Raw genomic sequence first — 24,018 nt, 5'->3', positions numbered from 1 at the left:
CTGTCCGAGTCATAAACTGTCAGCCGGTGAGGTTAGTAATTTGAGTGACATGGCGAAGAATTTGATCCTGTGGTTGGTCATAGCCGTGGTGTTAATGTCGGTTTTCCAGAGCTTTAGCCCGAGTGAGCCGAGCGGACGCCAGACGGACTATACCACCTTTGTGCAGGAAGTAGCCCAAGGGCAGATACGTGAAGTCCGTATGGATGGCAAGACCATCAACGGTGTCAAGCGCAGCGGTGATCGTTTCACCACCATCATGCCTTCGGAAGATCCTCAGCTGCTGAACGACCTGCTGAACAACAACGTCCGCGTGGTGGGTGAAAAACCCGAAGAGCCGAGCCTGCTGACGTCGATCTTTATTTCCTGGTTCCCCATGCTGCTGCTGATCGGGGTCTGGATTTTCTTCATGCGTCAGATGCAGGGCGGCGGCGGCAAGGGCGCCATGACCTTCGGTAAGAGCCGGGCGCGGCTGATGAGCGAAGATCAGGTCAAAACCACCTTTGCCGACGTGGCCGGCTGCGATGAGGCCAAAGAGGACGTGAAAGAACTGGTGGATTATCTGCGCGACCCCAGCCGCTTCCAGAAGCTGGGTGGCCGCATTCCTACCGGTATCTTGCTGGTGGGGCCTCCCGGTACCGGTAAAACCCTGCTGGCCAAAGCCATCGCCGGGGAAGCCAAGGTGCCCTTCTTCACCATTTCCGGCTCCGACTTTGTCGAAATGTTCGTGGGTGTGGGTGCCTCGCGGGTGCGTGACATGTTCGAACAGGCCAAGAAATCGGCGCCCTGTATCGTCTTTATCGATGAGATAGATGCCGTTGGTCGCCAGCGTGGTGCCGGTCTGGGCGGTGGTCATGACGAGCGGGAGCAGACCCTGAACCAGATGCTGGTGGAAATGGACGGTTTCGAAGGTAACGAGGGCGTTATCGTTATCGCCGCCACCAACCGACCCGACGTGCTGGATCCGGCCTTGCTGCGTCCCGGCCGGTTCGACCGCCAGGTGGTGGTGGGGCTGCCCGACGTACGCGGCCGGGAACAGATCCTCAAGGTACACATGCGTCGGGTGCCCCTGGCCGACGACGTCAATGCCAGCGTGATTGCCCGTGGTACTCCCGGCTTCAGCGGGGCCGACCTGGCCAACCTGGTCAACGAAGCGGCGCTGTTTGCGGCTCGTTCCGCCCGTCGCCTGGTGTCCATGGAAGAGTTCGAAAAGGCCAAGGACAAGATCATGATGGGCGCCGAGCGTCGTTCCATGGTGATGTCGGAGTCCGAGAAGGAGATGACCGCCTATCACGAAGCCGGCCATGCCATCGTCGGCCGCGTGGTGCCCGAGCACGATCCCGTGTACAAGGTGTCCATCATTCCCCGTGGCCGGGCCCTGGGGGTCACCATGTACCTGCCGGAGCAGGATCGCTTCAGCTACAGCAAACAACACCTGGAGTCGATGATCTCCAGCCTCTATGGCGGCCGCCTGGCGGAAGAGATCATCTACGGTTTCGACAAGGTCACCACCGGTGCTTCCAACGACATCGAGCGGGCCACCGAGATTGCCCACAAGATGGTGACCCAGTGGGGCCTGTCGGAGAAACTGGGTCCCTTGCTGTATGCGGATGAAGAAGGCGAAGTCTTCCTCGGGCGCACCGCGGCCAAGGTCAAGCACATGTCCGATGAAACCGCCAAGGCCATCGACGCCGAAGTGAAGGATGTGATCGAGCGCAACTTCCAGCGAGCCAAGCAGATCCTGATGGATAACATCGATGTCCTGCACGCCATGAAGGACGCACTGATGAAGTACGAAACCATCGATGCCAAACAGATTGATGATCTGATGGCGCGGCGGGAAGTGCGGGCTCCGGCAGATTGGAAAGACGAGCCGGATGACAAGCCGCAGGGACCCGCCGCCAGCTCCGATGACAAAAAAGGAGAGCCGGCGGATGAGACCAAGTCTGCCTCACCGGATCTGAATAAGCCTGGTGATGCCACCAGCAACTGAGTTTTTGTGATAAATTAAGCCCCGGACGTCACCAGTCCGGGGCTTTTTTATTTTTGGGAACCCGCTGTTTATGCTGTTATCAAGTTCATCCAGAAGCCTGGATTTATCGTCACCCCAGATCATGGGCATCCTCAATCTTACGCCCGACTCCTTCTCCGACGGTGGACGTTTCGTCGCCGAAGACGCGGCCCTGCGTCATGCCCGGCAGATGGTCGACGATGGCGCTACCATCATCGATGTGGGCGGCGAGTCGACGCGGCCGGGGGCCGACGCGGTTGCCGAGCAACAGGAGCTGGAGCGGGTGCTGCCGATCATCGAACGACTGCGGGCCGAGCTGGACTGCTGGATTTCGATCGATACCAGCAAGGCGGCGGTGATGCGTGCCGCGGTCGCGGCCGGCGCCGATCTGATCAACGACATCCGTGCCTTGCGTGAGCCGGGCGCCTTGCAGGTAGCGGCCGACAGCGGGGCTGCGGTGTGCCTGATGCATATGCAGGGGCAACCCAGGACCATGCAGCAGGCGCCCGACTACCGGGACGTGACCGCCGAGGTCGGCGCCTTTCTGCAGGAGCGGGTACAGGCCTGTGTGGCGGCGGGGATCCCGCGCTCAAGGCTTTGCCTGGATCCCGGTTACGGTTTTGGCAAGTCGCTCGAGCACAACTACGAACTGCTGGGGCGCCTCGGCCGGCTGCAGCAGTTGGCGCTGCCGTTGCTGGTGGGCATGTCGCGCAAGTCCATGTTGGGGCAATTGCTGGACCGGGCGCTGGATGAGCGGCTGGCCGGCGGCCTGGCGGCACACCTCTTCGCCATCGGCCAGGGCGCGCGCATAGTACGGGTGCACGATGTAAAAGCGATGGCCGATGCCGTACGGGTATGGCAACAGGCCGCACATTATCAGGGATAACATAGATGAGCAGAAAATATTTTGGCACCGACGGTATACGCGGCCGGGTAGGGGACTATCCCATTACCCCCGAGTTCGTGATGAAACTGGGCTGGGCGGCGGGAAAGGTGTTGTCGCAAACCGGCACCAGGAAGGTGCTGATCGGCAAGGACACCCGGGTTTCCGGTTACATGCTGGAATCGGCACTGGAAGCGGGGTTGTCCGCAGCGGGCCTGCAGGCCGCGCTGCTGGGCCCCATGCCGACGCCGGCCATCGCCTATCTGACCCGGACTTTCCGGGCCGAAGCCGGTATCGTGATCAGCGCCTCCCATAATCCCTATTACGATAACGGCATCAAGTTTTTCTCCCATGACGGCACCAAGCTGCCGGATGAGGTGGAGCTGGCCATCGAGGCTCTGCTTGAACAGCCGATGGACTGCGTGCCATCGGAGCAATTGGGCAAGGCCACGCGGATCAACGATGCCGCCGGGCGTTATATTGAATTCTGCAAGAGCACTTTCCCGTCCGAGATGCACCTGGACGGCCTGAAAGTGGTCATCGACTGTGCTCATGGCGCCACCTACCATATCGCCCCGGCGGTATTCGAAGAGCTGGGAGCACAGGTGATCCGTACCGGTGTTCAGCCCAACGGTTTCAACATCAACGACAAGGTCGGCTCCACCGCGCCCCAGGCGCTGATCGAAGCGGTACTGTCACACAAGGCCGATCTGGGCATCGCCTTCGATGGCGACGGTGACCGACTGATGATGGTGGATCATACCGGTGCCCTGGTCGATGGCGATGAAGTACTCTACATCATGGCGCGGGATGCCCACCAGCGGGGCACCCTGGGGGGCGGCGTGGTCGGGACCCTGATGAGCAACATGGCATTGGAGCTGGCTCTGGCCAAGCGGGGTATTCCTTTTGCCCGGGCCAAGGTGGGCGATCGCTATGTGCTGGAATTGTTGAAAGAGTACGGCTGGAAACTGGGGGGGGAAAATTCCGGCCATATTATCAGCCTGGATCACAATACCACCGGGGATGGCATCGTGGCCGCATTGCAGGTATTACGGGCCATGGTTGGCGATCGTCGTAGCCTGCAGGCGCTGCGCGGTGAGTTAATTCTGTTCCCCCAGGTACTGGTGAATGTGCGTTTTGACGCCGGCAGCGACCCTTTGGCCAGCAGCGAGGTGCAACGCCGGGTGGTCGAGGCCGAAGCCGAGCTGGCGGGAGCGGGGCGAGTCCTGTTACGCAAGTCTGGGACCGAGCCCTTGATACGGGTCATGGTGGAAGGGGCGGATCAGGCACAGGTGGGGCGATTGGCGCATTACATTGCCGAAGCGGTGGCCTGACCGGCTGCGCCGGAGCTGGACGTCGTAAGCTGGAAGCCGGAAGCAGCCCGGTGTTGTTTTTGGTATTTGTGCAGGCAGCCGTGTATCGCAGCCTGCATTCAAGTTCTTCGAACCACTGGGCGGCTGATCGCTTTCGGCTTCCAGCGTCCAGCTTGAGTAAAACGATTGTGTAATCATCGCTTTGTCGCCTTTTTATGCAGTTGAGCGATTTTTTGAAAATTGCGCTTGTATCCGGTCAGCAGGGTCGTTAGTATTAGCCCCGCTCCGGACAGCAGGGCTGGAAAGGGGCGGTAACGCCAAACGAAGGTAGGCTGAAATGTACGAAATTCTTTTGGTGGTGTATCTGATTATCGCGCTGGCTTTGATTGGCCTGGTGCTGATTCAGCAAGGGAAAGGCGCGGATATGGGCGCATCCTTCGGCGCAGGTGCATCGAACACGGTTTTTGGCTCCAGCGGGTCAGGTAACTTCCTGACCAGGGCGACAACGCTGCTGGCAGCGAGCTTCTTTGCGGTAAGTCTGGTGCTGGGCAATATGTCCGCACACAGTACCAAGCAGGGAAGTGAATGGGACGATCTTTCCATACCCGAAGTGGTGGAGAGTGTTGTCCCGGGTGATGTCCCCGCCAGTGGCGGTAACGACATACCCAACTAAAGGTTTTGCCGAGGTGGTGGAATTGGTAGACACGCTATCTTGAGGGGGTAGTGCCCGTATGGGCGTGCGGGTTCAAGTCCCGCTCTCGGCACCAAGTCATAGTTAGGTTGAGGTTCTTGCTCAAATTAACTATAATCTCGCACGATTTCGGACGCGGGGTGGAGCAGCCTGGTAGCTCGTCGGGCTCATAACCCGAAGGTCGTCGGTTCAAATCCGGCCCCCGCAACCAATTTCACGTTCATCGCCTGCTCGCGGTGAATGGTCGTCGCGAGGCGACAATCAGGGTCCAGGTGAATAGCCCCGATTTGAATATCGGGGCTTTTTGTTATCTGCACTTTGGTATCGGTACGACCGATGCGAATTCACTGGGCTGCGAGCCCTTTTTTTGTTTTCGGAGGGGGTAGCTTTGGCTACATTGGAACAACGACTGACCGACATGCTGACAGAGCCGGTAGCGGCCCTGGGCTTTGAATTGCTGGGGCTCGAATTTGTGCGCGCCGGCCGGCATTCGACCTTGCGTTTGTACATTGACCATGAAAACGGTATCGATGTAAATGACTGTGCCGAAGTCAGTCGGCAAGTCAGTGCCGTACTGGATGTGGAAGATCCCATTTCTACCGAATATGATCTGGAAGTCTCATCTCCAGGGCTCGCCCGACCCTTGTTCAAGCCGGCCCATTATCAGGCCATTATCGGTCAGGAAGCGGAATTGACGCTGCGCATGGCAGTGAACAACCGCCGTAAACTGAAAGGTAAGGTGATAGCGGTGGAAGACACCATGATCAGGCTGGAAGTAGAGGGGCAGGAATTCCCCATCGCTTTCGCCAATATCCAAAGAGCAAACCTGGTTCCGAACTTTGACTAACGAGGCTATCGGACATGAATAAAGAAATATTGCTGGTTGTTGATGCCGTTTCCAATGAGAAGGCGGTGCCTCGTGAAAAGATATTTGAGGCTCTGGAAACGGCCCTGGCCACGGCCACCAAGAAAAAATATGACGGCGATATCGAAGTACGGGTAGCCATCGATCGCAAGAGTGGCGATTTCGATACCTACCGTCGCTGGCAGGTGGTGGAGAGTCAGGAGCTGCTGACCAACCCCTACCGGGAAATCACCCTGGAAGCGGCACAAATCGATGAGCCGGAAATCCAGATCGGTGATTATGTGGAAGATCAGATAGACTCCATTACCTTCGATCGCATCACCACCCAGACCGCCAAGCAGGTTATCGTGCAGAAAGTGCGTGAAGCCGAGCGGATGCAGGTGGTGGAGCAATTCCAGGATCAGGAAGGCGAGATCATCACCGGGGTGGTCAAAAAGGCGACCCGTGACAACGTGATCCTGGATCTGGGCAATAATGCCGAGGCCGTGATCTTCCGTGAAGATCTGCTGCCGCGGGAGTCGTTCCGCGCCGGTGACCGTATTCGTGGCCTGCTGTATGCTGTGCGTCCCGAGGCCCGCGGAGCCCAGCTGTTCGTCAGCCGTACCCATCCGGACTTCCTGAAAGAGTTGTTCCGCATCGAGGTGCCGGAAATCGGCGAAGAGATCATCGAAATCATGGGCGCCGCCCGGGATCCCGGCAGCCGCGCCAAGATTGCGGTCAAAACCAACGATCGCCGTATCGATCCCATCGGTGCCTGTGTCGGCATGCGTGGCGCCCGGGTACAGGCGGTATCGGGTGAGCTCGGTGGCGAGCGGGTCGATATCGTGCTGTGGGATGACAATCCTGCCCAGTTCGTTATCAATGCCATGGCCCCGGCCGACGTGGCCTCCATCATAGTGGACGAAGATGCCCACGCCATGGATATCGCCGTGGAGTCCGGCAACCTGGCCCAGGCCATCGGCCGCAACGGTCAGAACGTGCGTCTTGCTTCTCAGCTCACCGGATGGGAGCTGAACGTGATGACGGTAGAAGATCTGCAGAACAAGCATCAGGTAGAAAGCGACAAGATCATGAACCTCTTTGTCCAGCATTTGGACATCGATGAAGATTTTGCCACCCTGCTGATGGAAGAAGGCTTTTCCACCCTGGAAGAGATTGCCTATGTGCCGGTCAGTGAACTGCTGAGCGTCGACGGCCTGGATGAAGACATGGTGGAGGAGCTGCGTAGCCGTGCCAAGGATGCCCTGACCACACGGGCACTGGCACAAGAAGAATCTTTCGAAGGGGTGGAGCCGGCAGCTGAACTGCTCGCACTGCCTTCCATGACCCGGGAACTGGCCTATCAGCTTGCCGCCCGTGGTATTGCGGATCTGGAAGAATTGGCAGAACAAGGTATTGATGACCTTGAGGGTATTGAAGGCTTGAGTGAGACCCTGGCTGGGGAACTCATCATGGCTGCCCGTAATATCTGCTGGTTCGGGGACCAGAACGAAGAATAAGATCAACGGAGGTAAATGAATGGCAGAAGTCTCATTAACGCAACTTGCCAGTGACATCGACACACCGGTTGATCGTCTTGTCCAGCAGTTTCGGGAAGCCGGCATGGAGAAATCCAGCGCCGACAACGTATCCGAAACCGAAAAGGCCGCCCTGCTTGCGTTTTTAAAAAAACAGCATGGCGCTAATGACGATAATGAACCCAAACGGATGACCCTGCAGCGTAAGACCATCAGCACCCTGAGTGTGCAGGGAGCCGGTGGTAAGAATAAAGCGGTACAGGTCGAGGTGCGCAAGACTCGCACCTACGTAAGACGCGACGCGCTCGACGAGCAGCAGCGTCAACAAGAAGCAGAAGAGCAAGCGCGTCTGGAAGCGGAAGCCCAGGCCCGTCGTGAGGCCGAAGAACAGGCCAAGCGCCAAGCCGAAGACAAGGCCAGGCGTGAGGCGGAAGAAAAAGCCCAGCGTGAAGCCGAAGAAAAGGCCCGCCAAGCTCAGCTGCAAGCTCCGAACACCACAGAGCAGGGCACCAAGCCCCAGAGCAAAGAGCAGAAGAAGGCGGACGACATGGCCAAGCGCGAAGCAGAAAACTTAAAACGTCAGCGTGAGGAAGAAGCCTTGCGTAAAGCCGAGCTGGAAGCCCAGCGTAAGGCCGAAGAAGTACGCAAGCTGGCGGAAGAAAACGAAAAACGCTGGGCCGAAGAAGCGGCGGCGAAAAAGCCGGAAGATGCTGACTACCATGTCACCACCAACCGTCATGCCCAGGAAGCGGAAGACGAAGCCGACCAGACCGAAGAGCAGAAGGCGCGTCGTACCGGCGGCAAGAAGCGCAAGGGTGGCAAGTCCAAGGAAGATCGTGAAGATCGTGAAAGTCGTTTTGAGCGTCAGAAAAAAGGCAAGCGTGCCAAGGTGATGACGCCGAAATCGATGAAGCACGGCTTCCAGAAGCCGGTACAGCCCGTTAACCGCGATGTGGAAATCGGCGAGACCATCACCGTGGCCGAACTGGCCAACAAGATGGCGGTAAAAGGTGCCGAAGTGATCAAGGCGATGATGAAGATGGGCGCCATGGTGACCATCAACCAGGTGATCGACCAGGAGACCGCCCAACTGGTGGCGGAAGAAATGGGTCACAAGGTCACCCTGCGCCGCGAAAACGAGCTGGAAGAGAAAGTGCTGTCCGATCGGGATACCGACGCCGCACGGGAAACCCGCGCGCCGGTGGTGACCATCATGGGTCACGTCGACCACGGCAAGACCTCTACCCTGGATTATATTCGTCGGGCCAAGGTGGCCGCGGGTGAAGCGGGGGGCATTACCCAGCATATCGGCGCCTACCATGTCGAAACCGAGAACGGCATGATCACCTTCCTGGATACCCCGGGACACGCGGCCTTTACCGCCATGCGTGCTCGTGGTGCCAGCGCCACCGATATCGTGATTCTGGTGGTGGCGGCCGATGACGGCGTGATGCCGCAGACCGTCGAGGCTATCCAGCATGCCAAGGCGGCCGGTGTGCCGCTGATCGTGGCGGTGAACAAGATGGACAAGCCCGACGCGGACATCGATCGGGTCAAGAGCGAACTGTCCCAGCACGGCGTCATGTCGGAAGACTGGGGTGGCGAGAACATGTTCGTCTACATCTCTGCCAAGACCGGCCAGGGTATCGACGAACTGCTCGAGGCCATTTTGCTGCAGGCGGAAGTGCTGGAGCTGAATGCGGTGCGTGAAGGCATGGCGTCCGGCGTGGTGATCGAGTCCCGCCTGGACAAGGGCCGTGGCCCGGTGGCGACAGTGCTGGTGCAGGAAGGTACCCTCAACCAGGGTGACATCGTGCTCTGTGGCCTGGAATATGGCCGGGTACGGGCGATGAAGGACGAACTGGGTCGTGAGATCAAATCCGCCGGCCCGTCCATTCCGGTGGAAATCCTGGGGCTGTCCGGGGTGCCGGCGGCGGGTGATGAAGCCACAGTGGTGCGTGACGAGAAGAAAGCCCGGGAAGTCGCCATGTATCGTCAGGGCAAGTTCCGCGAGGTCAAGCTGGCTCGTCAGCAGAAAGCCAAGCTGGAGAACATGTTCGCCAACATGAACGAAGGCGAAGTGGCCGAAGTCAACCTGGTGCTGAAAGCGGACGTTCAGGGTTCCATCGAGGCGATTTCCGACTCCTTGCAGAAACTGTCGACCGACGAAGTCAAGGTCAAGATCATCGGCTCCGGTGTTGGTGGTATCACCGAAACCGACGCCAGCCTGGCGGCGGCGTCCAACGCCATCATCCTGGGCTTCAACGTGCGTGCCGATGCGGCCGCGCGCAAGGTGATTGAGGCGGAAGACATCGATCTGCGCTACTACAGCGTGATTTATGAGCTGCTGGACGAGGTGAAGCAGGCCATGACCGGCATGCTGGCTCCCGAGTTCAAGCAGGAAATCATCGGCCTGGCCCAGGTGCGCGACGTATTCCGTTCGCCCAAGTTCGGTGCCATCGCCGGTTGTATGGTGACCGAAGGGACCGTCAAGCGCAGCAACCCGATCCGGGTACTGCGTGACAACGTGGTTATCTACGAAGGCGAGCTGGAATCCCTGCGTCGATTCAAGGACGATGTCAGCGAAGTGCGTAACGGCATGGAGTGCGGCATCGGCGTGAAGAACTACAATGATGTCAGAGTGGGTGACCAGATCGAGGTTTACCAAATCGTGGAAGTACAGCGTACCCTGTAACTGCGGGCTGTACCAGGAACCCCGGTTTCAGCACTGATATATAAATGGGGCCTCTGGCCCCTTTTGTCTTGGAAAGAGATTTATGGCTAGAGAATTCAGTCGTACCCGCCGTGTGGGACAGGAACTGCAGAAAGAGATCGCGATGATACTGCAGCGGGAAATCAAAGACGAACGTTTGGGCATGGTCACCGTGTCCGGGGTAGAGCTGTCGCGCGATCTCAACTACGCCAAGGTGTTCGTCACCTTCCTGGAAAACGATCCGGAAAAAATAGAAAAAGGCATGGCCGTGCTGAAAGATGCCGCCGGCTTTATCCGCAGCCTGGTCGGCAAGGCGATGCGCCTGCGGGTAACGCCCGAACTGCGTTTTGCTTATGACCAGAGTCTGGTCGAAGGCATGCGTATTTCTACCCTGGTGTCCAGCACCATCGCCGAAGACAAGCGGCGGATGCAGGAATCCCACCGTGATGAGCAAGACCAAGAGGAAAAGGACTGAAGATGGGGCGTCAGCGTCGATTTCGTGGCCGTGATGTAGACGGCATACTGTTGTTGGACAAACCCGCCGGTATTACTTCCAACGATGCCCTGCAACAGGTCAAGCGTATTTACGCCGCCGCCAAGGCGGGCCATACCGGTGCTCTGGATCCCCTGGCCACCGGCATGCTGCCTATCTGCCTGGGGGAGGCGACCAAGTTTTCCCAGTTTTTGCTGGAAGCGGACAAGCGCTACCGGGTCATCGCCAAGTTGGGCGAGCGCACCGATACCAGTGACGCGGACGGTGAAGTGGTCGAAACCCGGCCGGTCGCCGTTTCCACCGGCGAACTGATCGAAGCGCTGGATCATTTTCGCGGTGACATCGAGCAAATTCCCTCCATGTACTCGGCGCTCAAGTACCAGGGCAAACCCCTGTACCAGTATGCGCGCGAAGGCATTGAAGTCCCTCGGGAATCCCGGCCCATCACCGTATATGAACTCAAGCTGTTGCGGTTCGAGGGCGATGAGGTCGAACTCGAGATCCACGCGAGCAAGGGCACCTATATTCGCACCATCGTCGACGATCTGGGTGAGCGGCTGGGCTGTGGTGCCCACGTCACCATGCTGCGCCGCCTCCAGGTGGCCGCTTATCCCGCGGAGCGGATGCTGACCCTGGAACAGCTGCAGTGCATCCTCGACAATTGCAAGGCGCAGGATATTTCGCCCCGGCTGGAGCTGGATCCGCTGCTGCTGCCGATGGATACCGCCGTCGCGACCCTGCCGGAGGTGAACATGTCCGAGCTGGTGGCGGGATATATCGGTCAGGGCCAGGCGGTGCAGGTATCCGGCGCGCCCCTGAACGGCTTTGTACGCGTTACCGTCGGTCCCGAGCACCGCTTTGTCGGTGTCGGGGAAATCGACGATGATGGCAAGGTGGCGCCCCGCCGGCTGGTGCGGTGAAATTTGCATATTTTCCGGTTGCCAACCCTGGCCCAGCTGGTAGAATGCGCAGCTCTGTTTCCGGCTGAATTAGTGATCGGCTGGAAAAATCATTCATAGTCTTTGGAGTACACAAGATGTCACTAAGTGCTGAAACTAAAGCCCAGATCGTTGCTGACTTTGCCCGCGGTGAAGGCGACACCGGCTCTCCCGAAGTTCAGGTAGCCCTGCTGAGCGCCCAGATCAACCACCTGCAAGGTCACTTCAAGCAGCACATCCACGATCACCACAGCCGTCGTGGCCTGCTGCGCATGGTATCCCAGCGTCGCAGCCTGCTGGACTACCTGAAGCGCAAAGACGTTGAGCGCTATCGTGGACTGATCGAGAAACTGGGTCTGCGTCGTTAATCGACTCTCCCGGCCAGGAAAAAGGAGCTTCGGCTCCTTTTTTCGTTGCGGTGCCCGGGGCCATCATGTTCATGTATAAAACGGCATTTATTGCCTTATTCTTTCCTTTTAATAAATAATTCATTTCTTGCGCCCCGATTTATCGCTCCCCACAACCCCTTTAGAGTGAGCTGGTATCCTTATTGCCTCAGGAGTTGTGCTCATGACCTCCATGCCGGTCTTCTTTGTGTCCCACGGTGCCCCGACCTTTGCTGTCGAGCCCGGGCTGATTGGTCCTCTGCTGCGGCAAACCGCCGCCCGGCTGCCGGTCCCCGCCGCCATTCTGGTGGTTTCACCGCACTGGATCACCCCTGACCCCATGGTCACCGCATCGGCCCGTCCGGAGACGCTCCACGACTTCGGCGGTTTTCCGGAGCCGCTCTACCGGTTGCAATATCCGGCGCCGGGCCAGCCCGAACTGGCGCAACAGCTGGTAGCCCTGCTACGGGCGCAGGGCTACCGGGCGGCGACCGATGCGACAAGGGGACTCGACCATGGTGCCTGGGTACCGCTGCGTTACCTCTATCCGGAGGCGGATATTCCGGTGCTGCAATTGTCCATGCCCGCCTGGCTCGGGGCTCCGCAAGCCTGGACCCTGGGAGAGGCGTTGCAACCACTGCGGGAGCGGGGCGTGTTGATCCTGGCCTCCGGCAGCCTGACCCATAATCTGTACGAGTTCCGGGAGAATGCCGTTATCGATGCCGATTATGCCCTGGCGTTCGAGCGCTGGGCCCGGGCGGCGGTGATGCGTCATGACAGGGAGGCGCTGATCGATTACCTCAATGCCGCTCCCCATGGCCGGCGTGCCCATCCGACGCCGGATCATTATCTGCCCTTGCTGGTGGCTGCCGGTGCGGCAACGGCGGAAGCCAGGGTGACGGTACTGGAAGGCGACATGCGCTACGGCATGTTGTCGATGGAATCCTATCTGTTCGAGTGAGTCCGGGGTTTTTTCCGGTCCATTCTGTCCTTTAAGAGCGAATCAAGTATACTGTGCGGGCAAATCAGAGATCATAAATTTTAAGGAATCTAAAACGTGAATCCTATCGTCAAAACCTTCCAATATGGCCAGCATACCGTCACGCTTGAAACCGGTGTCATGGCTCGTCAAGCTACCGGTGCCGTGATGGCCAGCATGGATGATACCGCCGTGCTGGTTACCGTGGTCGGCAAGCGCGAAGCCGATGAAAGTCGCGACTTCTTCCCGCTGACCGTCAACTACCAGGAGCGGACCTATGCCGCCGGCCGTATTCCCGGTGGTTTCTTCAAACGGGAAGGTCGTCCGACGGAAGGTGAGACACTGACGGCGCGGTTGATCGACCGTCCTATCCGTCCGCTGTTTCCCGATGGGTTCAAGAATGAAGTCCAGGTGATCGCCACCGTGGTGTCGGCCAACCCCGATATCGCCCCCGACATTATCTCCATGCTGGGGACCTCGGCGGCGCTGGCCATTTCCGGCATTCCCTTCGCCGGCCCCATCGGTGCCGCTCGCGTCGGTTACATGAACGGTGAGTATGTACTCAACCCGACCATCGGCGAACTGGAAAACAGCCAGCTGGATCTGGTGGTGGCGGGTACCGCCAATGCGGTGCTGATGGTGGAGTCCGAAGCCAATATTCTGCCCGAAGAGGTGATGCTGGGTGCCGTGGTTTACGGCCACGAGCAGATGGCGACCGCCATCAACGCCATCAACGAGTTTGCCGCCGAAGTGGGCACTCAGCCTTGGGACTGGCAACCGGCCGTCGAAAATGAGGCGCTCAAGGCCAAGATTGCCGAACTGGCCAGCGCCGAGCTGGGCGAAGCCTACCGCATCACCGACAAGACCGCTCGCCGTGATGCGATCAGCGATATCAAGGCCAAGGTGCAGAGCGCCATCCTGACCGATGATCCTGAGCAAAACCTGAAAGAAGTGCAGGAGCAGCTGGGCAAGCTGGAGAAGCAGATTGTTCGTGGCCGGGTGGTCCGTGGCGAGCCGCGTATCGACGGTCGCGAGCCGGACATGATCCGGGCCCTGAATGTGGCCACCGGCCTGCTGCCCCGCACCCATGGCTCGGCCCTCTTTACCCGTGGTGAAACCCAGGCCCTGGTCGCCGCCACCCTGGGCACCGAGCGTGATGCCCAGTTGATCGACGAACTGACCGGTGCCCGTACCAACCGCTTCATGCTGCACTACAACTTCCCTCCGTACTGCGTGGGCGAGACCGGCATGGTCGGCAGCCCCAAGCGTCGCGAAATCGGCCACGGCCGTCTGGCCAAGCGTGGCGTGGCGGCGGTGATGCCGAGTGCGGAAGCCTTCCCCTATACCGTCCGGGTGGTATCCGAGATCACCGAGTCCAATGGTTCTTCCTCCATGGCCTCCGTTTGTGGTACCTCGCTGGCACTGATGGACGCCGGGGTGCCGATCAAGGCCTCTGTGGCCGGTATCGCCATGGGCCTGGTAAAAGAAGAAGCAGGCTTCGTGGTGCTGTCCGATATCCTCGGTGATGAAGATCACCTGGGCGACATGGACTTTAAAGTCGCCGGTACCACCGAAGGCGTCACCGCCCTGCAGATGGACATCAAGATTGAAGGCATCACCCGGGAAATCATGGAGGTGGCGCTCAAGCAGGCGCGCAACGCCCGCCTGCATATCCTGAAAGTGATGGATGAAGCCATGAATGCACCCCGTGCCGAGATCTCCGATTTCGCCCCGCGCATCCATACCATCAAGATCAATCCCGAGAAGATCCGTGATGTCATCGGCAAAGGCGGCGCCACCATCCGCGCCCTGACCGAAGAAACCGGCACCACCATCGAGCTGGACGATGACGGCACCGTAAAAATTGCCGCCGTCGACGGTGAAGCCGCCAAGCTGGCCATCCGCCGCATCGAGCAGCTGACTGCGGAAGTGGAAAGCGGCACCATCTATGACGGTGAAGTCGTCCGTCTGGCCGATTTCGGCGCCTTCGTCAACATCCTGCCCGGCAAGGATGGTCTGGTGCATATCTCCCAGATCACCGAAGAGCGGGTGAAAAATGTGTCCGATCACCTGAAGGTGGGCGACAAGGTCAAGGTCAAGGTACTGGAAGTGGATCGCCAGGGCCGTATCCGCCTGTCCATCAAGGAAGCCAACAGACCGGCAGAAGCCGAAGCCCCGGCGGTGGAAGAAGCCAAGGCGGAAGCACCGGCCGAAAACGCCGAATAAGCGAATCGCCTGACAGCACTAACGAAAAAGCCGGGAATCATCCCGGCTTTTTTATTTCCTGTGGGCGCTATTCTCCGCCTCTGATACTTGCTTCCGGCTTCCGGCTTCCGGCTTCCGGCTTCCGGCTTCCGGCGTCAGGCCTCGGCCGACTGGCCGTGGGGCTGGCGGGTGTTCTGCTCCTGCTCCAGATGGCGCAGCAGTATGCCGAATTCCACGTCCAGCTCGGCGGGCAGGGGTAGGTAGACCACATGGCCGTTGCCGGGCGCCACCTCCACGCGTTCACCCTTGCGGTTTTTCATGGCGTCCAGGGTAAAGCTGAGATTGCCCTTGGGGGTCATCAGCTCCAGCCGGTTGCCGACCAGGAACTTGTTCTTCACCGCCACTTCCACCCAGTCGCCATTGCGGCCGGTGATCTCGCCCACGAACTGCTGGCTGCTGGACACCGAGTAGCCGGTGTCGTAATTCTGGTAGTCGCTGTGGGCATGGCGCTTGAGAAAGCCCTCGGTATAGCCCCGGTGGGCCAGGTTTTCCAGGGTGCTCATCAGGGTGGCGTCGAAGGGGCGGCCGGCCACGGCGTCGTCGATGGCCTTGCGGTAGACCTGGGCGGTACGCGCCACATAATAGAAGGATTTGGTGCGGCCTTCGATCTTGAGCGAGTGCACGCCCATCTGGGTCAGGCGCTCCACATACTGCACCGCGCGCAGATCCTTGGAGTTCATGATGTAGGTGCCGTGCTCGTCCTCGAAGGCGGCCATGTACTCACCCGGGCGGTTGCCTTCCTCCAGCAGCACCAGCTGGTCGCTGGGCTGGCCTGCACCCAGGGTCGGCGCCACCGGCTGCACCAGGATCGGCTCCTGCCTGTGCACTATCTGGCCGGCGTCGTCTTCCTTCGCCTCATGCACCTTGTATTCCCAGCGGCAGGCGTTGGTGCAGGTGCCCTGGTTGGGATCGCGCTTGTTGATGTAGCCCGACAGCAGGCAACGGCCGGAATAGGCCATGCACAGGGCGCCGTGCACGAACACCTCCAGCTCGATCTCCGGACACTGGGAACGGATTTCTTCTATTTCCTCCAGCGACAGCTCGCGAGAGAGGATCACCCGTTCGATGCCGTAGTCCTGCCAGAATTTCACCGAGGCCCAGTTGACCGCGTTGGCCTGCACCGACAGGTGGATGGGCATGTGCGGGAAGTGCTGGCGCACCAGCATGATCAGGCCCGGATCGGACATGATAAGGGCGTCGGGGCCCATCTCCACCACCGGCTTCATGTCGCGCAGGAAGGTCTTGAGCTTGGCGTTGTGGGGCTGGATGTTGACCACCACGTAGAACTTCTTGCCCAGGGCATGGGCCTCGTCGATGCCGATTTTGAGGTTTTCGTGGTTGAATTCGTTGTTGCGTACCCGCAGCGAGTAGCGGGGCTGGCCGGCGTAGACCGCATCGGCGCCATAGGCGAAGGCGTAGCGCATGTTCTTGAGGGTGCCGGCGGGGGACAGCAGTTCGGGTGTAAACATGGAAGTTCTCGTCTGATCTCAGGTCAGCGGCCGCCACCAGATGGCGGCCGGGGCGGGCATTTTACTCCTCCCCGGCGAGAAATTCGAGGCGCTTACCGGGCCAGTTCGATGCGTTCCACGTCCAGCTCCACCTGGTTCCAATCCTTGTCGACTTCGCCCCAGAGGGTGACCCGGGTCTCGGGGGTGACTTCCAGTCCGCGCCATTCGTCGTCGTCGATTTCAACCACCAGGTTGCCGCTGTCGTCCTGGAAGCGGTACTTCTCGTCCCCCAGGGATTCGGTGATAAAGCCGCTCAGGCGGACCTGGGCGTCATCCGACAGCTCCAGGGCCTGGGCGACACTGACGGCCTCGGTGCGGTCCGGCCCCTGGAAGCCGCCTTGCTCGGTGGCGGCGAAGGCGGAGCCGGTAACGGTGCTGAGGCCGATAAGGGTGGCGATAAGGGTCTTGTTCATCATGGTACTCCGGTGTCGGTGAATAGCCGTTATCTTAGCCGCTAAAGCTTAACCCAACCTTAAGTCGGCAGCTCCAGCCGGACCCGCAGCCCCCTTTGTCCGTCGCGGCGGGCCAGAAAGCGCAGCCGTGCGCCGTGCGCCTGGGCTATCTGCTGGCAGATGGCCAGCCCCAGCCCCAGCCCTTCGCTCTTGCTGTCGAGGCGGGTGTGGCCGGCTTCCATGTGCTGGCGCAGCGCCGGGGGGATACCGGGACCATCATCCTCGACGTCCAGCACCCAGCCGCCGACGGCGGCCTGCAGGGACAGGCTGACCCCGGTGCCGGCCGGGCAGTGCCGCAGACAATTGCCGAGCAGGTTGTCGAGCAGGATACCGAGCAGGGTGGCCTCGCCCCGGCAGTGGGCCGGCGTCAGGTTGGCGTTCAGCTCGATGCCGCCGGCCTCGGCGCGGTGACGGCAGCGGGTCATCGCCTCCCGGCACAGCCGGTCGAGTTGCAGGGGGACAAAACGATGTTGCCAGCGGCCCTGATCCAGCCGGGCCAGGATCAGCAACTGCTCCACCACCCGGGCGATGCGATCGATTTCCGCCCGCACGACCGGCAGCTCCGGCTCGGGGCCGGCGAGCTCCAGCTTGAGGGTGGCCAGCGGTGTCCTGAGTTCATGGGCCAGATCGCTGGCGAAGCGCCGCTCCCGGCCGAGCACCTCGTCCACGTCCTTGATCAACTGGTTGAGGCTGTCGCCGAGCAGGGCTATCTCGCGCAGGGGAGTCTGCACCCGAAGCGGCGCCAGGCTGTCGGCCGAGCGCTGTTCCAGCTGCTTCACCAGCCGGGCGAGGGGCCAGAGCACCAGGCTGATCAAGAAGGCCAGCAGCAGCAGGTTGATGCCGTTGCCGAGCAGGGCCGGGGTGATGATGTCCTCGAGGATGTCTTCCTGCAGCTCCCGGTACAGATCGTCCCGGCGCAGCAGCTGCACCAGCAGTCGGCCGTGCCGGTGCTGGTGGCCGAACCAGGCATGACCGTCGAATTCGAGCCGGATCTCGGTGCTGTCGAGTCGCTGCGGCCAGGGCGGCTGGCCCAGGTTGCTGACCAACCGGCGTTGCTCGAGATCGATCACATTGACCAGCAGGCTGTCTTCGTCGTCTTCCCGGAAGCCGTCGCGCAGCAGTTGCTCCAGGCGGGCAGGAGAAAGGCTGCCGTCGGTGGCAGCCAGCAGGTGGGCCAGTACTCGGCTCTGTTGCTGCAGATCCTCCTCGATCAGCTCGCGAAACTCGGCCTCGGCCACCCGGTAGGTGCTGACGATGCCGAGCAGGCCGGCGAGCAGGGTGGACAGGGCCAGCAGCCAGGCCAGCCGGCTCAGACGAACCTTCATGGCGCCACCAGCCGATAGCCTTGGCCGCGCAGGGTCTGGATCCGCTCCTTGCCCAGTTGCCGGCGCAGGGCATGGATATGGACTTCCAGGGTGTTGGAGTCGGCACCGTTGCCGAGGCCGTAGAGCTGCTGGGTCAGCCGCTCCCGGCTGACCACCTTGCCGGCGGCCATGATCAGCACGGTGAGCAGCTGTTGCTCCTTGGGCGGCAGCTCCAGGGGCTGATCCGCCAGCAGGAACTGCCGGCGGTCGGGATAAAAGCAGAGTTCGCCCACCCGGATGACGGCACCGGCCCGGCCGGCCCGGCGGCGCAGCAGCACCCGGATCCGCGCCAGCAGCTCATCGGGCTCGAAAGGCTTGACCAGGTAGTCGTCGGCGCCGGTATCCAGGCCCTGGATGCGGTCGTCCAGCTGGTCCCGGGCGGAGAGGATCAGCACCGGCACCGGCTGCTCCGTATTGCGCAACTGCTGCAGCCAGCTCAGGCCGTCGCCGTCGGGCAGGCCCAGATCGAGCAGCACCAGATCGACCTCGGCGGCGGCAAAATGCGTCCTGGCGTCCCTCAGGGTACGTACCCAGTCGACCCGGTAGTGGCCCTGCAACAATTTCAGCAGGGCACGGCCCAGGGCCAGATCGTCCTCAACCAGCAGCAGATACAAGCTCGGACTCCAAGGGCTCGAAGCGGCAATGCAGCGCCAGGCTGGTGCTCTGGCCCGGCAATAGCAGAGGGCCCCGCAGACGGGCGCTTTCCACGCAGACGAAGCCCGCGGCGTCCGTCATGTCGGCCGGCAGCGCCGGGCCCGGGTTCCACAGCACCAGGCTGTCGTGTGCCTTATGCTCCAGCCGGATCACCCTGTCGCCGGCATGCAGCAGGGTGTCGCTCCGGGGGGCGGTATAGATGCGATCGAAGGGGGGCGTGAAGCGGCAGCGGTCGTCACCGCTGACGTGGCAGTCTTTCAGGCTGTCCCGGTAGTCCGGGCCCAGCCCCTCGATGCGGCAGTCCGCTACCCGGGGCACGGCGAAATAACTGTGCAGGGCCAGCTGGACCCTGGCCGCCTCGACACCCAGGTTGGTGGTGGTGGCCTCGACGGTCAGCGTCGAGCCCAACCGCAGTCGCTGGCGCAGTTGCAGAGCGCCATCCCGGAACAGGAGCGCCAGGGTGACGCCGTGCTCGTCTTCTTCCACCTGCTCCAGCTGCCAGTGCCCCAGGCGGGCCGTGCCGTGCTGGGGCCCCTGGTCCGACGCCTTGCCGAACCAGGGCCAGCACAGGGGAATGCCGCCGCGGATGGGTTTGCTGCCATCGAGCACGGCCTGCCCGCTCAGCCAGAGCAGCTCGGGCCGGCCGGCCGGCCGGTACTGCAACAGCTGGCCGCCCAGCAGGCTGAGCAGGGCCCGGGCCCTGGGGTGTTCGATACGGATAAACTCGAGACCGGCGGCATTTTTCATCAACCGGCAGCAAGGCGAGAGGGATCGCTGGGGAGTCAAGGACAGGGTCATGGGCGGTACTCGTCAGTAAAAACGAAAAAGCGGCCGAAAGGCCGCTTCTATCTTAACGGGTTATATCCCCGAATGTTACTTGGAGATGTGGGCGATCAGGTCCAGCACCTTGTTGGAGTAGCCGATCTCGTTGTCGTACCAGGACACCAGTTTGACGAAGTTGTCGTTCAGGGCGATACCGGCCTTGGCGTCGAACACCGAGGTGCACACTTCGCCGATGAAGTCGTTGGACACCACTTCGTCCTCGGTGTAGGCCAGGATACCTTTCAGTTCGCCTTCGGCGGCGGCCTTGACGGCGGCGCAGATGTCGGCGTAGGAGGCCGCTTTCTCCAGGCGCACGGTCAGGTCAACCACGGACACGTCCGGGGTGGGGACGCGGAAGGCCATGCCGGTCAGCTTGCCGTTCAGCTCGGGGATCACCTTGCCCACGGCCTTGGCGGCACCGGTGGAAGAGGGGATGATGTTCTGGCCGGCACCGCGGCCGCCGCGCCAGTCTTTGGCGGAGGGGCCGTCCACGGTTTTCTGGGTGGCGGTGGTGGCGTGTACTGTGGTCATCAGGCCTTCGGCGATGCCGAACTTGTCGTTGATGACCTTGGCCAGCGGCGCCAGGCAGTTGGTGGTGCAGGAGGCGTTGGAGACGATGTCCTGACCGGCATAGGCATTGTGGTTCACACCCATCACGAACATGGGGGTATCGTCCTTGGACGGACCGGTCAGCACCACTTTCTTGGCGCCGGCCTGGATGTGCTTGCGGGCGGTGTCGTCGGTCAGGAAGATACCGGTGGCTTCGGCCACCACGTCCACGCCCGCTTCATCCCATTTCAGGGCGGTGGGTTCGCGCTCGGCGGTGACCCGGATGACCTTGCCGTTGACGATAAGCTGGCCGCCTTCAACGGCCACGGTACCCTTGAAACGGCCGTGGGTGGAGTCGTACTGCAGCATGTACGCCATGTACTCCACATCCAGCAAATCGTTGATAGCCACTACTTCGATGTCATCGCGCTCGCAAGCCGCACGGAACACGAAGCGGCCGATACGACCGAAACCATTGATACCTACTTTGATAGTCATAAGTTCACCTGACTCTTTTTAAGTTGTGAAAAATTACGTTATGAAAAAATCTATTGGTTGTAAAATTACAAAAAAAAGCCGTGCCGTCAACCCAAAACCACGGCGGTTTTGTGCTGGATCATGATTTATTGAAATTTTATTTCGTTTTTGGATGGGTGAAGCGTCCGGATCGAACGGTTCCCGACCGGGGGCCGTATCCGGCCAAACACCGTAATCGGCTGTGTTTGGCCCTGAAGTCAGTATAGAAGAGGATCTGCGCTTTTATTGCCGGATATAAGTTCCATTCTTCAACCGGCGGACAATATTGTCGGCTTGTTGCTGCATTTGCTGCTGCTGCTCCGGACTGAAGCGCGCATAGGCATCCATGCGCGCCGGATTGAGCCCTTTACCGGAGGCGAACCCGCTCATCACCCGGGTCCAGACCCAGGCATCTTCAAAGCGTCTCTCCCCGACATACAGATTGATCAGGTCGGCGATAATAGCGCTGTCGATATCCTGGCCTTTGCCGTACAGGCCGAGCGCCCGGTGCAACGCCTGCTCGGCGGCCGGTTTGTCCCGGACTACCAGCAATGCCGCCAAGGCTTTTTGCAGTTCCGGTTGCTGCATCTCCGGCCGCTCGGCCTGGGCCATGAAACGGGTGCGGGCCTGCCGATCCCCATGGCGTTGCCAATGCCAGAGTTGAAGGTAGGGATAATCGGAATGACGGCTCTGCTGTTCCAGTTGTGCCAGTTCATCCCGGACCAGCACTACGGCCTCTACCTTGTCGTTTTTCCGTTCCTGGCGGTCGGTGTATTCTATGTCCATCAGGGGTTCCAGGCAGGTCCGGTAGGTCACCAGTGCGGTCATCAGGACATAATGACTGGCGTCACTGGGTTCGGTGTACTGTTGATAGCGGGCGCGGATCAGGTTGCTGCGCTCGAAGCGACACCAGCCGTCGGTATGCAGATTGGCACATAACTGAGGGTTGCTGTCACAAATTGCCTTAATGCGATCCCGCTCACAGCCTGTCAAGAAAATACTGCTGGCAAGCAGGATTAGCGATAGTTTTGTCCTCATACGAAGCTCTTCTGGCCTGTCCTTGGTCTGGTAATCATACCCCCTATCCACTAAAATGGGCGTGCTAAATAAAGTAGGTGCGGCATGTTTTTTTGCCCACCCTCGATACTAATGACGGTTACGTGAAATAAAAGGATCTGGTCGATGACCCACGAGAGTTACCTGTCCGCCTGGCAGCAGAGCCAGGAACTGGCAGAGTCCATGCAGCCCCTGATCGGCAAACTGTACCGCAACCAGGGGGTTGAGACCTGCGTCTATGCCCGCCCCCTGCTGAACGCCTCTACCATTGACATTCTCAAGGCTCACCGTGTGGTGCGTCGCCACGAAGGCCAGGTGCTGCCCGTCAGCCAGAGCTATCCGGTGCTGAAGGCGCTGAGCGAGCTGGAGCTGGCCCCGGCCAGCATCGATCTGGGCAAGCTGGCGGTGCGTTACTGGAAAGAACACCAGGATGAATCCGGCCTGGCCGATTTCCTGCGGCGCGAGCTGGCGCCGGCCATTGAAACCGAGCACAACGCCAAGCCCACCGACGTGGTGCTGTACGGCTTCGGCCGTATCGGTCGCCTGCTGGCGCGGTTGCTGATCGAGCGGGCCGGCAGCAATAACGGTTTGCGTTTGCGCGGCATCGTGGTGCGCGGCTCCGGCGACGATCTGGAGAAGCGGGCCAGCCTGCTGCGTCGTGACTCCGTGCATGGCCCTTTCAATGGCTCCATCGAAGTCGATGAAGAGAACAATGCCATTATCGCCAATGGCACCTACATCCAGGTGATCTACGCCAACAGCCCGGAAGAGATCGACTACACCCAGTACGGCATCCACGATGCCCTGGTGGTCGACAACACCGGCAAGTGGCGCGACGAAGCTGGTCTGGGCCTGCACCTCAAGGCCAAGGGGGCCGCCAAGGTGCTGCTGACCGCGCCGGGCAAGGGCGAGATCAAGAACATAGTGTTCGGGGTCAACGACGGCATGATTTTGCCGGAAGACCGCATCATGTCCGCCGCCTCCTGTACCACCAACGCCATCACCCCGGTACTGAAGGCGGTGAACGACGCCTACGGCGTGAAGAACGGCCACGTGGAAACCGTGCACTCCTACACCAACGACCAGAACCTGATCGACAACTACCACAAGGGGGATCGTCGTGGCCGCAGCGCGGCGCTGAACATGGTGCTGACCAGCACCGGTGCCGCCAAGGCGGTGGCCAAGGCGCTGCCCGAGCTGAAAGGCAAGCTGACCGGCAACGCCATCCGGGTGCCGACCCCCAACGTGTCCATGGCGGTGCTGAACCTGAACCTGGAGAAGGCGACCTCGGCCGAGGAGCTGAACGATTACCTGCGCAAGGTGTCTTTGGACTCGCCGCTGCACAACCAGATCGACTTCAGCACCAGCAGCGAGCTGGTGTCCAGCGACATGGTGGGTTCCCGCTTCGCCGGCATCGTCGATTCCCTGGCGACCATAGTGGAAGACGATCGGGCCGTGCTCTACGTCTGGTACGACAACGAGTTCGGCTACAGCTGCCAGGTGGTACGGGTGATGCAGAAGATGGCCGGTATCGAACTGATGGATCTGCCGGCTTAAGCCGCCGGTATGTGCTATCGATAAACCAGGGGTGGCCATCGGCTGCCCCTGTTGTATTCGGGGTGGTAGAGTGAAGGCCGCCAAACAGAGGAGAAATGCCATGTCGTCTTTTCAGCAAGCCATTGCCGCCATGCCGAAGGAGGTCTACGAACGCCTGAAAACGGCGGTGGAGCTCGGCAAGTGGCCCGATGGCTCGGTGCTTACCCCCGAGCAGAAGGACACCACCATGCAGGCGGTGCTGGCCTGGCAGGCGATGCACAACGACAACCCCGAGCACATGACCATCGGCAAGGGCGGAGAGATGGTGATGAAGAGCAAATCCGAGCTGCGCCGCCAGTTCCGCGACGAGGCCGAGATCACCCGCCAGAAGCTGAACTGAGTCTGGCGCCTTAATGCTGTTTTCCAAAAACCCGGGCCCGGCCCGGGTTTTTGCGTTTCCGGTCCTGGTCGGAATTTTTCTTGTACAATCTTGATCATCTTGTACAACTA

General features: G+C 60.5%; 21 protein-coding genes and 2 tRNA genes. 16 read left to right on the top strand and 7 right to left on the bottom strand.

Translation table 11 applies throughout. The annotated features are described in order from the left end of the window. Positions 1-40: 40 nt before the first annotated feature. From ftsH to pnp, 14 genes are all read left to right on the top strand, one after another. Entirely contained in the window at positions 41-1,990 is a 1,950-nt protein-coding gene (gene ftsH / locus JKV55_RS13130; RefSeq protein WP_202086178.1) for an ATP-dependent zinc metalloprotease FtsH, read from the top strand. A 70-nt stretch (positions 1,991-2,060) separates the two neighbouring features. Beyond that, entirely contained in the window at positions 2,061-2,894 is an 834-nt protein-coding gene (gene folP / locus JKV55_RS13125) for a dihydropteroate synthase (RefSeq protein WP_202086170.1), read from the top strand. A gap of 5 nt (positions 2,895-2,899) precedes the next feature. Further along, positions 2,900-4,225 (top strand): phosphoglucosamine mutase, encoded by a 1,326-nt coding sequence (gene glmM / locus JKV55_RS13120; protein ID WP_202086168.1) that lies wholly within the window; start codon positions 2,900-2,902, stop codon positions 4,223-4,225. Positions 4,226-4,541: 316 nt separating this feature from the next. Beyond that, positions 4,542-4,877, top strand: coding sequence for a preprotein translocase subunit SecG (gene secG / locus JKV55_RS13115; protein WP_202086166.1), 336 nt, complete (start codon positions 4,542-4,544; stop codon positions 4,875-4,877). 7 nt (positions 4,878-4,884) lie between these two features. Beyond that, a tRNA-Leu gene (locus JKV55_RS13110) sits at positions 4,885-4,971 on the top strand. 58 nt (positions 4,972-5,029) lie between these two features. Then, positions 5,030-5,106 (top strand) — tRNA-Met (locus JKV55_RS13105). 177 nt (positions 5,107-5,283) lie between these two features. Then, positions 5,284-5,742 carry a ribosome maturation factor RimP gene (gene rimP, locus JKV55_RS13100; RefSeq protein ID WP_202086164.1) on the top strand — a complete coding sequence of 153 codons (459 nt, stop codon included), beginning with the start codon at positions 5,284-5,286 and terminating at the stop codon, positions 5,740-5,742. Positions 5,743-5,756: 14 nt separating this feature from the next. Continuing rightward, complete coding sequence (gene nusA / locus JKV55_RS13095) at positions 5,757-7,259, top strand: transcription termination factor NusA (RefSeq protein WP_202086162.1); 1,503 nt, start codon at positions 5,757-5,759, stop codon at positions 7,257-7,259. Positions 7,260-7,278: 19 nt separating this feature from the next. Further along, positions 7,279-9,972, top strand: a complete 2,694-nt coding sequence (gene infB / locus JKV55_RS13090; protein ID WP_202086160.1) for a translation initiation factor IF-2 — start codon at positions 7,279-7,281, stop codon at positions 9,970-9,972. An 82-nt stretch (positions 9,973-10,054) separates the two neighbouring features. Next, complete coding sequence (gene rbfA / locus JKV55_RS13085; protein ID WP_202086158.1) at positions 10,055-10,465, top strand: 30S ribosome-binding factor RbfA; 411 nt, start codon at positions 10,055-10,057, stop codon at positions 10,463-10,465. Between the two features lie 2 nt (positions 10,466-10,467). Beyond that, positions 10,468-11,403: a tRNA pseudouridine(55) synthase TruB gene (gene truB / locus JKV55_RS13080; protein WP_202086150.1), complete on the top strand. Its 936-nt coding sequence runs from the start codon at positions 10,468-10,470 to the stop codon at positions 11,401-11,403. A 116-nt stretch (positions 11,404-11,519) separates the two neighbouring features. Next, positions 11,520-11,789, top strand: coding sequence for a 30S ribosomal protein S15 (gene rpsO, locus JKV55_RS13075; protein WP_202086149.1), 270 nt, complete (start codon positions 11,520-11,522; stop codon positions 11,787-11,789). A gap of 202 nt (positions 11,790-11,991) precedes the next feature. After that, a complete protein-coding gene (locus JKV55_RS13070; RefSeq protein WP_202086145.1) occupies positions 11,992-12,768 on the top strand; it encodes a dioxygenase family protein in 777 nt (258 codons plus the stop codon). A 96-nt stretch (positions 12,769-12,864) separates the two neighbouring features. Further along, positions 12,865-15,012 carry a polyribonucleotide nucleotidyltransferase gene (gene pnp, locus JKV55_RS13065; RefSeq protein WP_202086143.1) on the top strand — a complete coding sequence of 716 codons (2,148 nt, stop codon included), beginning with the start codon at positions 12,865-12,867 and terminating at the stop codon, positions 15,010-15,012. 134 nt (positions 15,013-15,146) lie between these two features. Here pnp and trhP read toward each other — a convergent pair whose 3' ends face one another. From trhP to JKV55_RS13030, 7 genes are all read right to left on the bottom strand, one after another. Next, entirely contained in the window at positions 15,147-16,520 is a 1,374-nt protein-coding gene (trhP, locus tag JKV55_RS13060; RefSeq protein WP_202086141.1) for a prephenate-dependent tRNA uridine(34) hydroxylase TrhP, read from the bottom strand. A gap of 92 nt (positions 16,521-16,612) precedes the next feature. After that, positions 16,613-16,972, bottom strand: coding sequence for a YgiW/YdeI family stress tolerance OB fold protein (locus JKV55_RS13055; protein ID WP_202086139.1), 360 nt, complete (start codon positions 16,970-16,972; stop codon positions 16,613-16,615). Positions 16,973-17,031: 59 nt separating this feature from the next. Beyond that, a complete protein-coding gene (locus JKV55_RS13050) occupies positions 17,032-18,336 on the bottom strand; it encodes an ATP-binding protein (RefSeq protein WP_202086137.1) in 1,305 nt (434 codons plus the stop codon). Next, a complete protein-coding gene (locus JKV55_RS13045; protein WP_202086132.1) occupies positions 18,333-18,989 on the bottom strand; it encodes a response regulator in 657 nt (218 codons plus the stop codon). The genes JKV55_RS13050 and JKV55_RS13045 overlap by 4 nt, the downstream gene beginning before the upstream one ends. After that, the gene (locus JKV55_RS13040; RefSeq protein ID WP_202086131.1) at positions 18,970-19,827 is read right to left on the bottom strand and encodes an aldose epimerase family protein; all 858 of its coding nucleotides are present in this window, start codon (positions 19,825-19,827) and stop codon (positions 18,970-18,972) included. The genes JKV55_RS13045 and JKV55_RS13040 overlap by 20 nt, the downstream gene beginning before the upstream one ends. A 75-nt stretch (positions 19,828-19,902) precedes the next feature. After that, the gene (gapA, locus tag JKV55_RS13035) at positions 19,903-20,898 is read right to left on the bottom strand and encodes a glyceraldehyde-3-phosphate dehydrogenase (RefSeq protein ID WP_202086130.1); all 996 of its coding nucleotides are present in this window, start codon (positions 20,896-20,898) and stop codon (positions 19,903-19,905) included. Positions 20,899-21,159: 261 nt separating this feature from the next. Then, a complete protein-coding gene (locus JKV55_RS13030; protein WP_237332843.1) occupies positions 21,160-21,909 on the bottom strand; it encodes a DUF2989 domain-containing protein in 750 nt (249 codons plus the stop codon). Positions 21,910-22,098: 189 nt separating this feature from the next. On the opposite strand from JKV55_RS13030, the gene JKV55_RS13025 reads away from it, so the two are divergent. Together JKV55_RS13025 and JKV55_RS13020 are read left to right on the top strand one after the other, a co-directional pair. After that, complete coding sequence (locus JKV55_RS13025; protein WP_202086128.1) at positions 22,099-23,529, top strand: glyceraldehyde-3-phosphate dehydrogenase; 1,431 nt, start codon at positions 22,099-22,101, stop codon at positions 23,527-23,529. A 100-nt stretch (positions 23,530-23,629) separates the two neighbouring features. Next, positions 23,630-23,908, top strand: coding sequence for a YeaC family protein (locus JKV55_RS13020; RefSeq protein WP_202086126.1), 279 nt, complete (start codon positions 23,630-23,632; stop codon positions 23,906-23,908). Positions 23,909-24,018: the final 110 nt, after the last annotated feature.

It is taken from the genome of Zobellella iuensis (assembly GCF_016746085.1).
Taxonomy (GTDB): Bacteria; Pseudomonadota; Gammaproteobacteria; order Enterobacterales; family Aeromonadaceae; genus Oceanimonas; species Oceanimonas iuensis.
The sequence above is the reverse complement of the archived record's forward strand: the minus strand, read 5'-3'. Positions and strand labels throughout refer to the sequence as shown.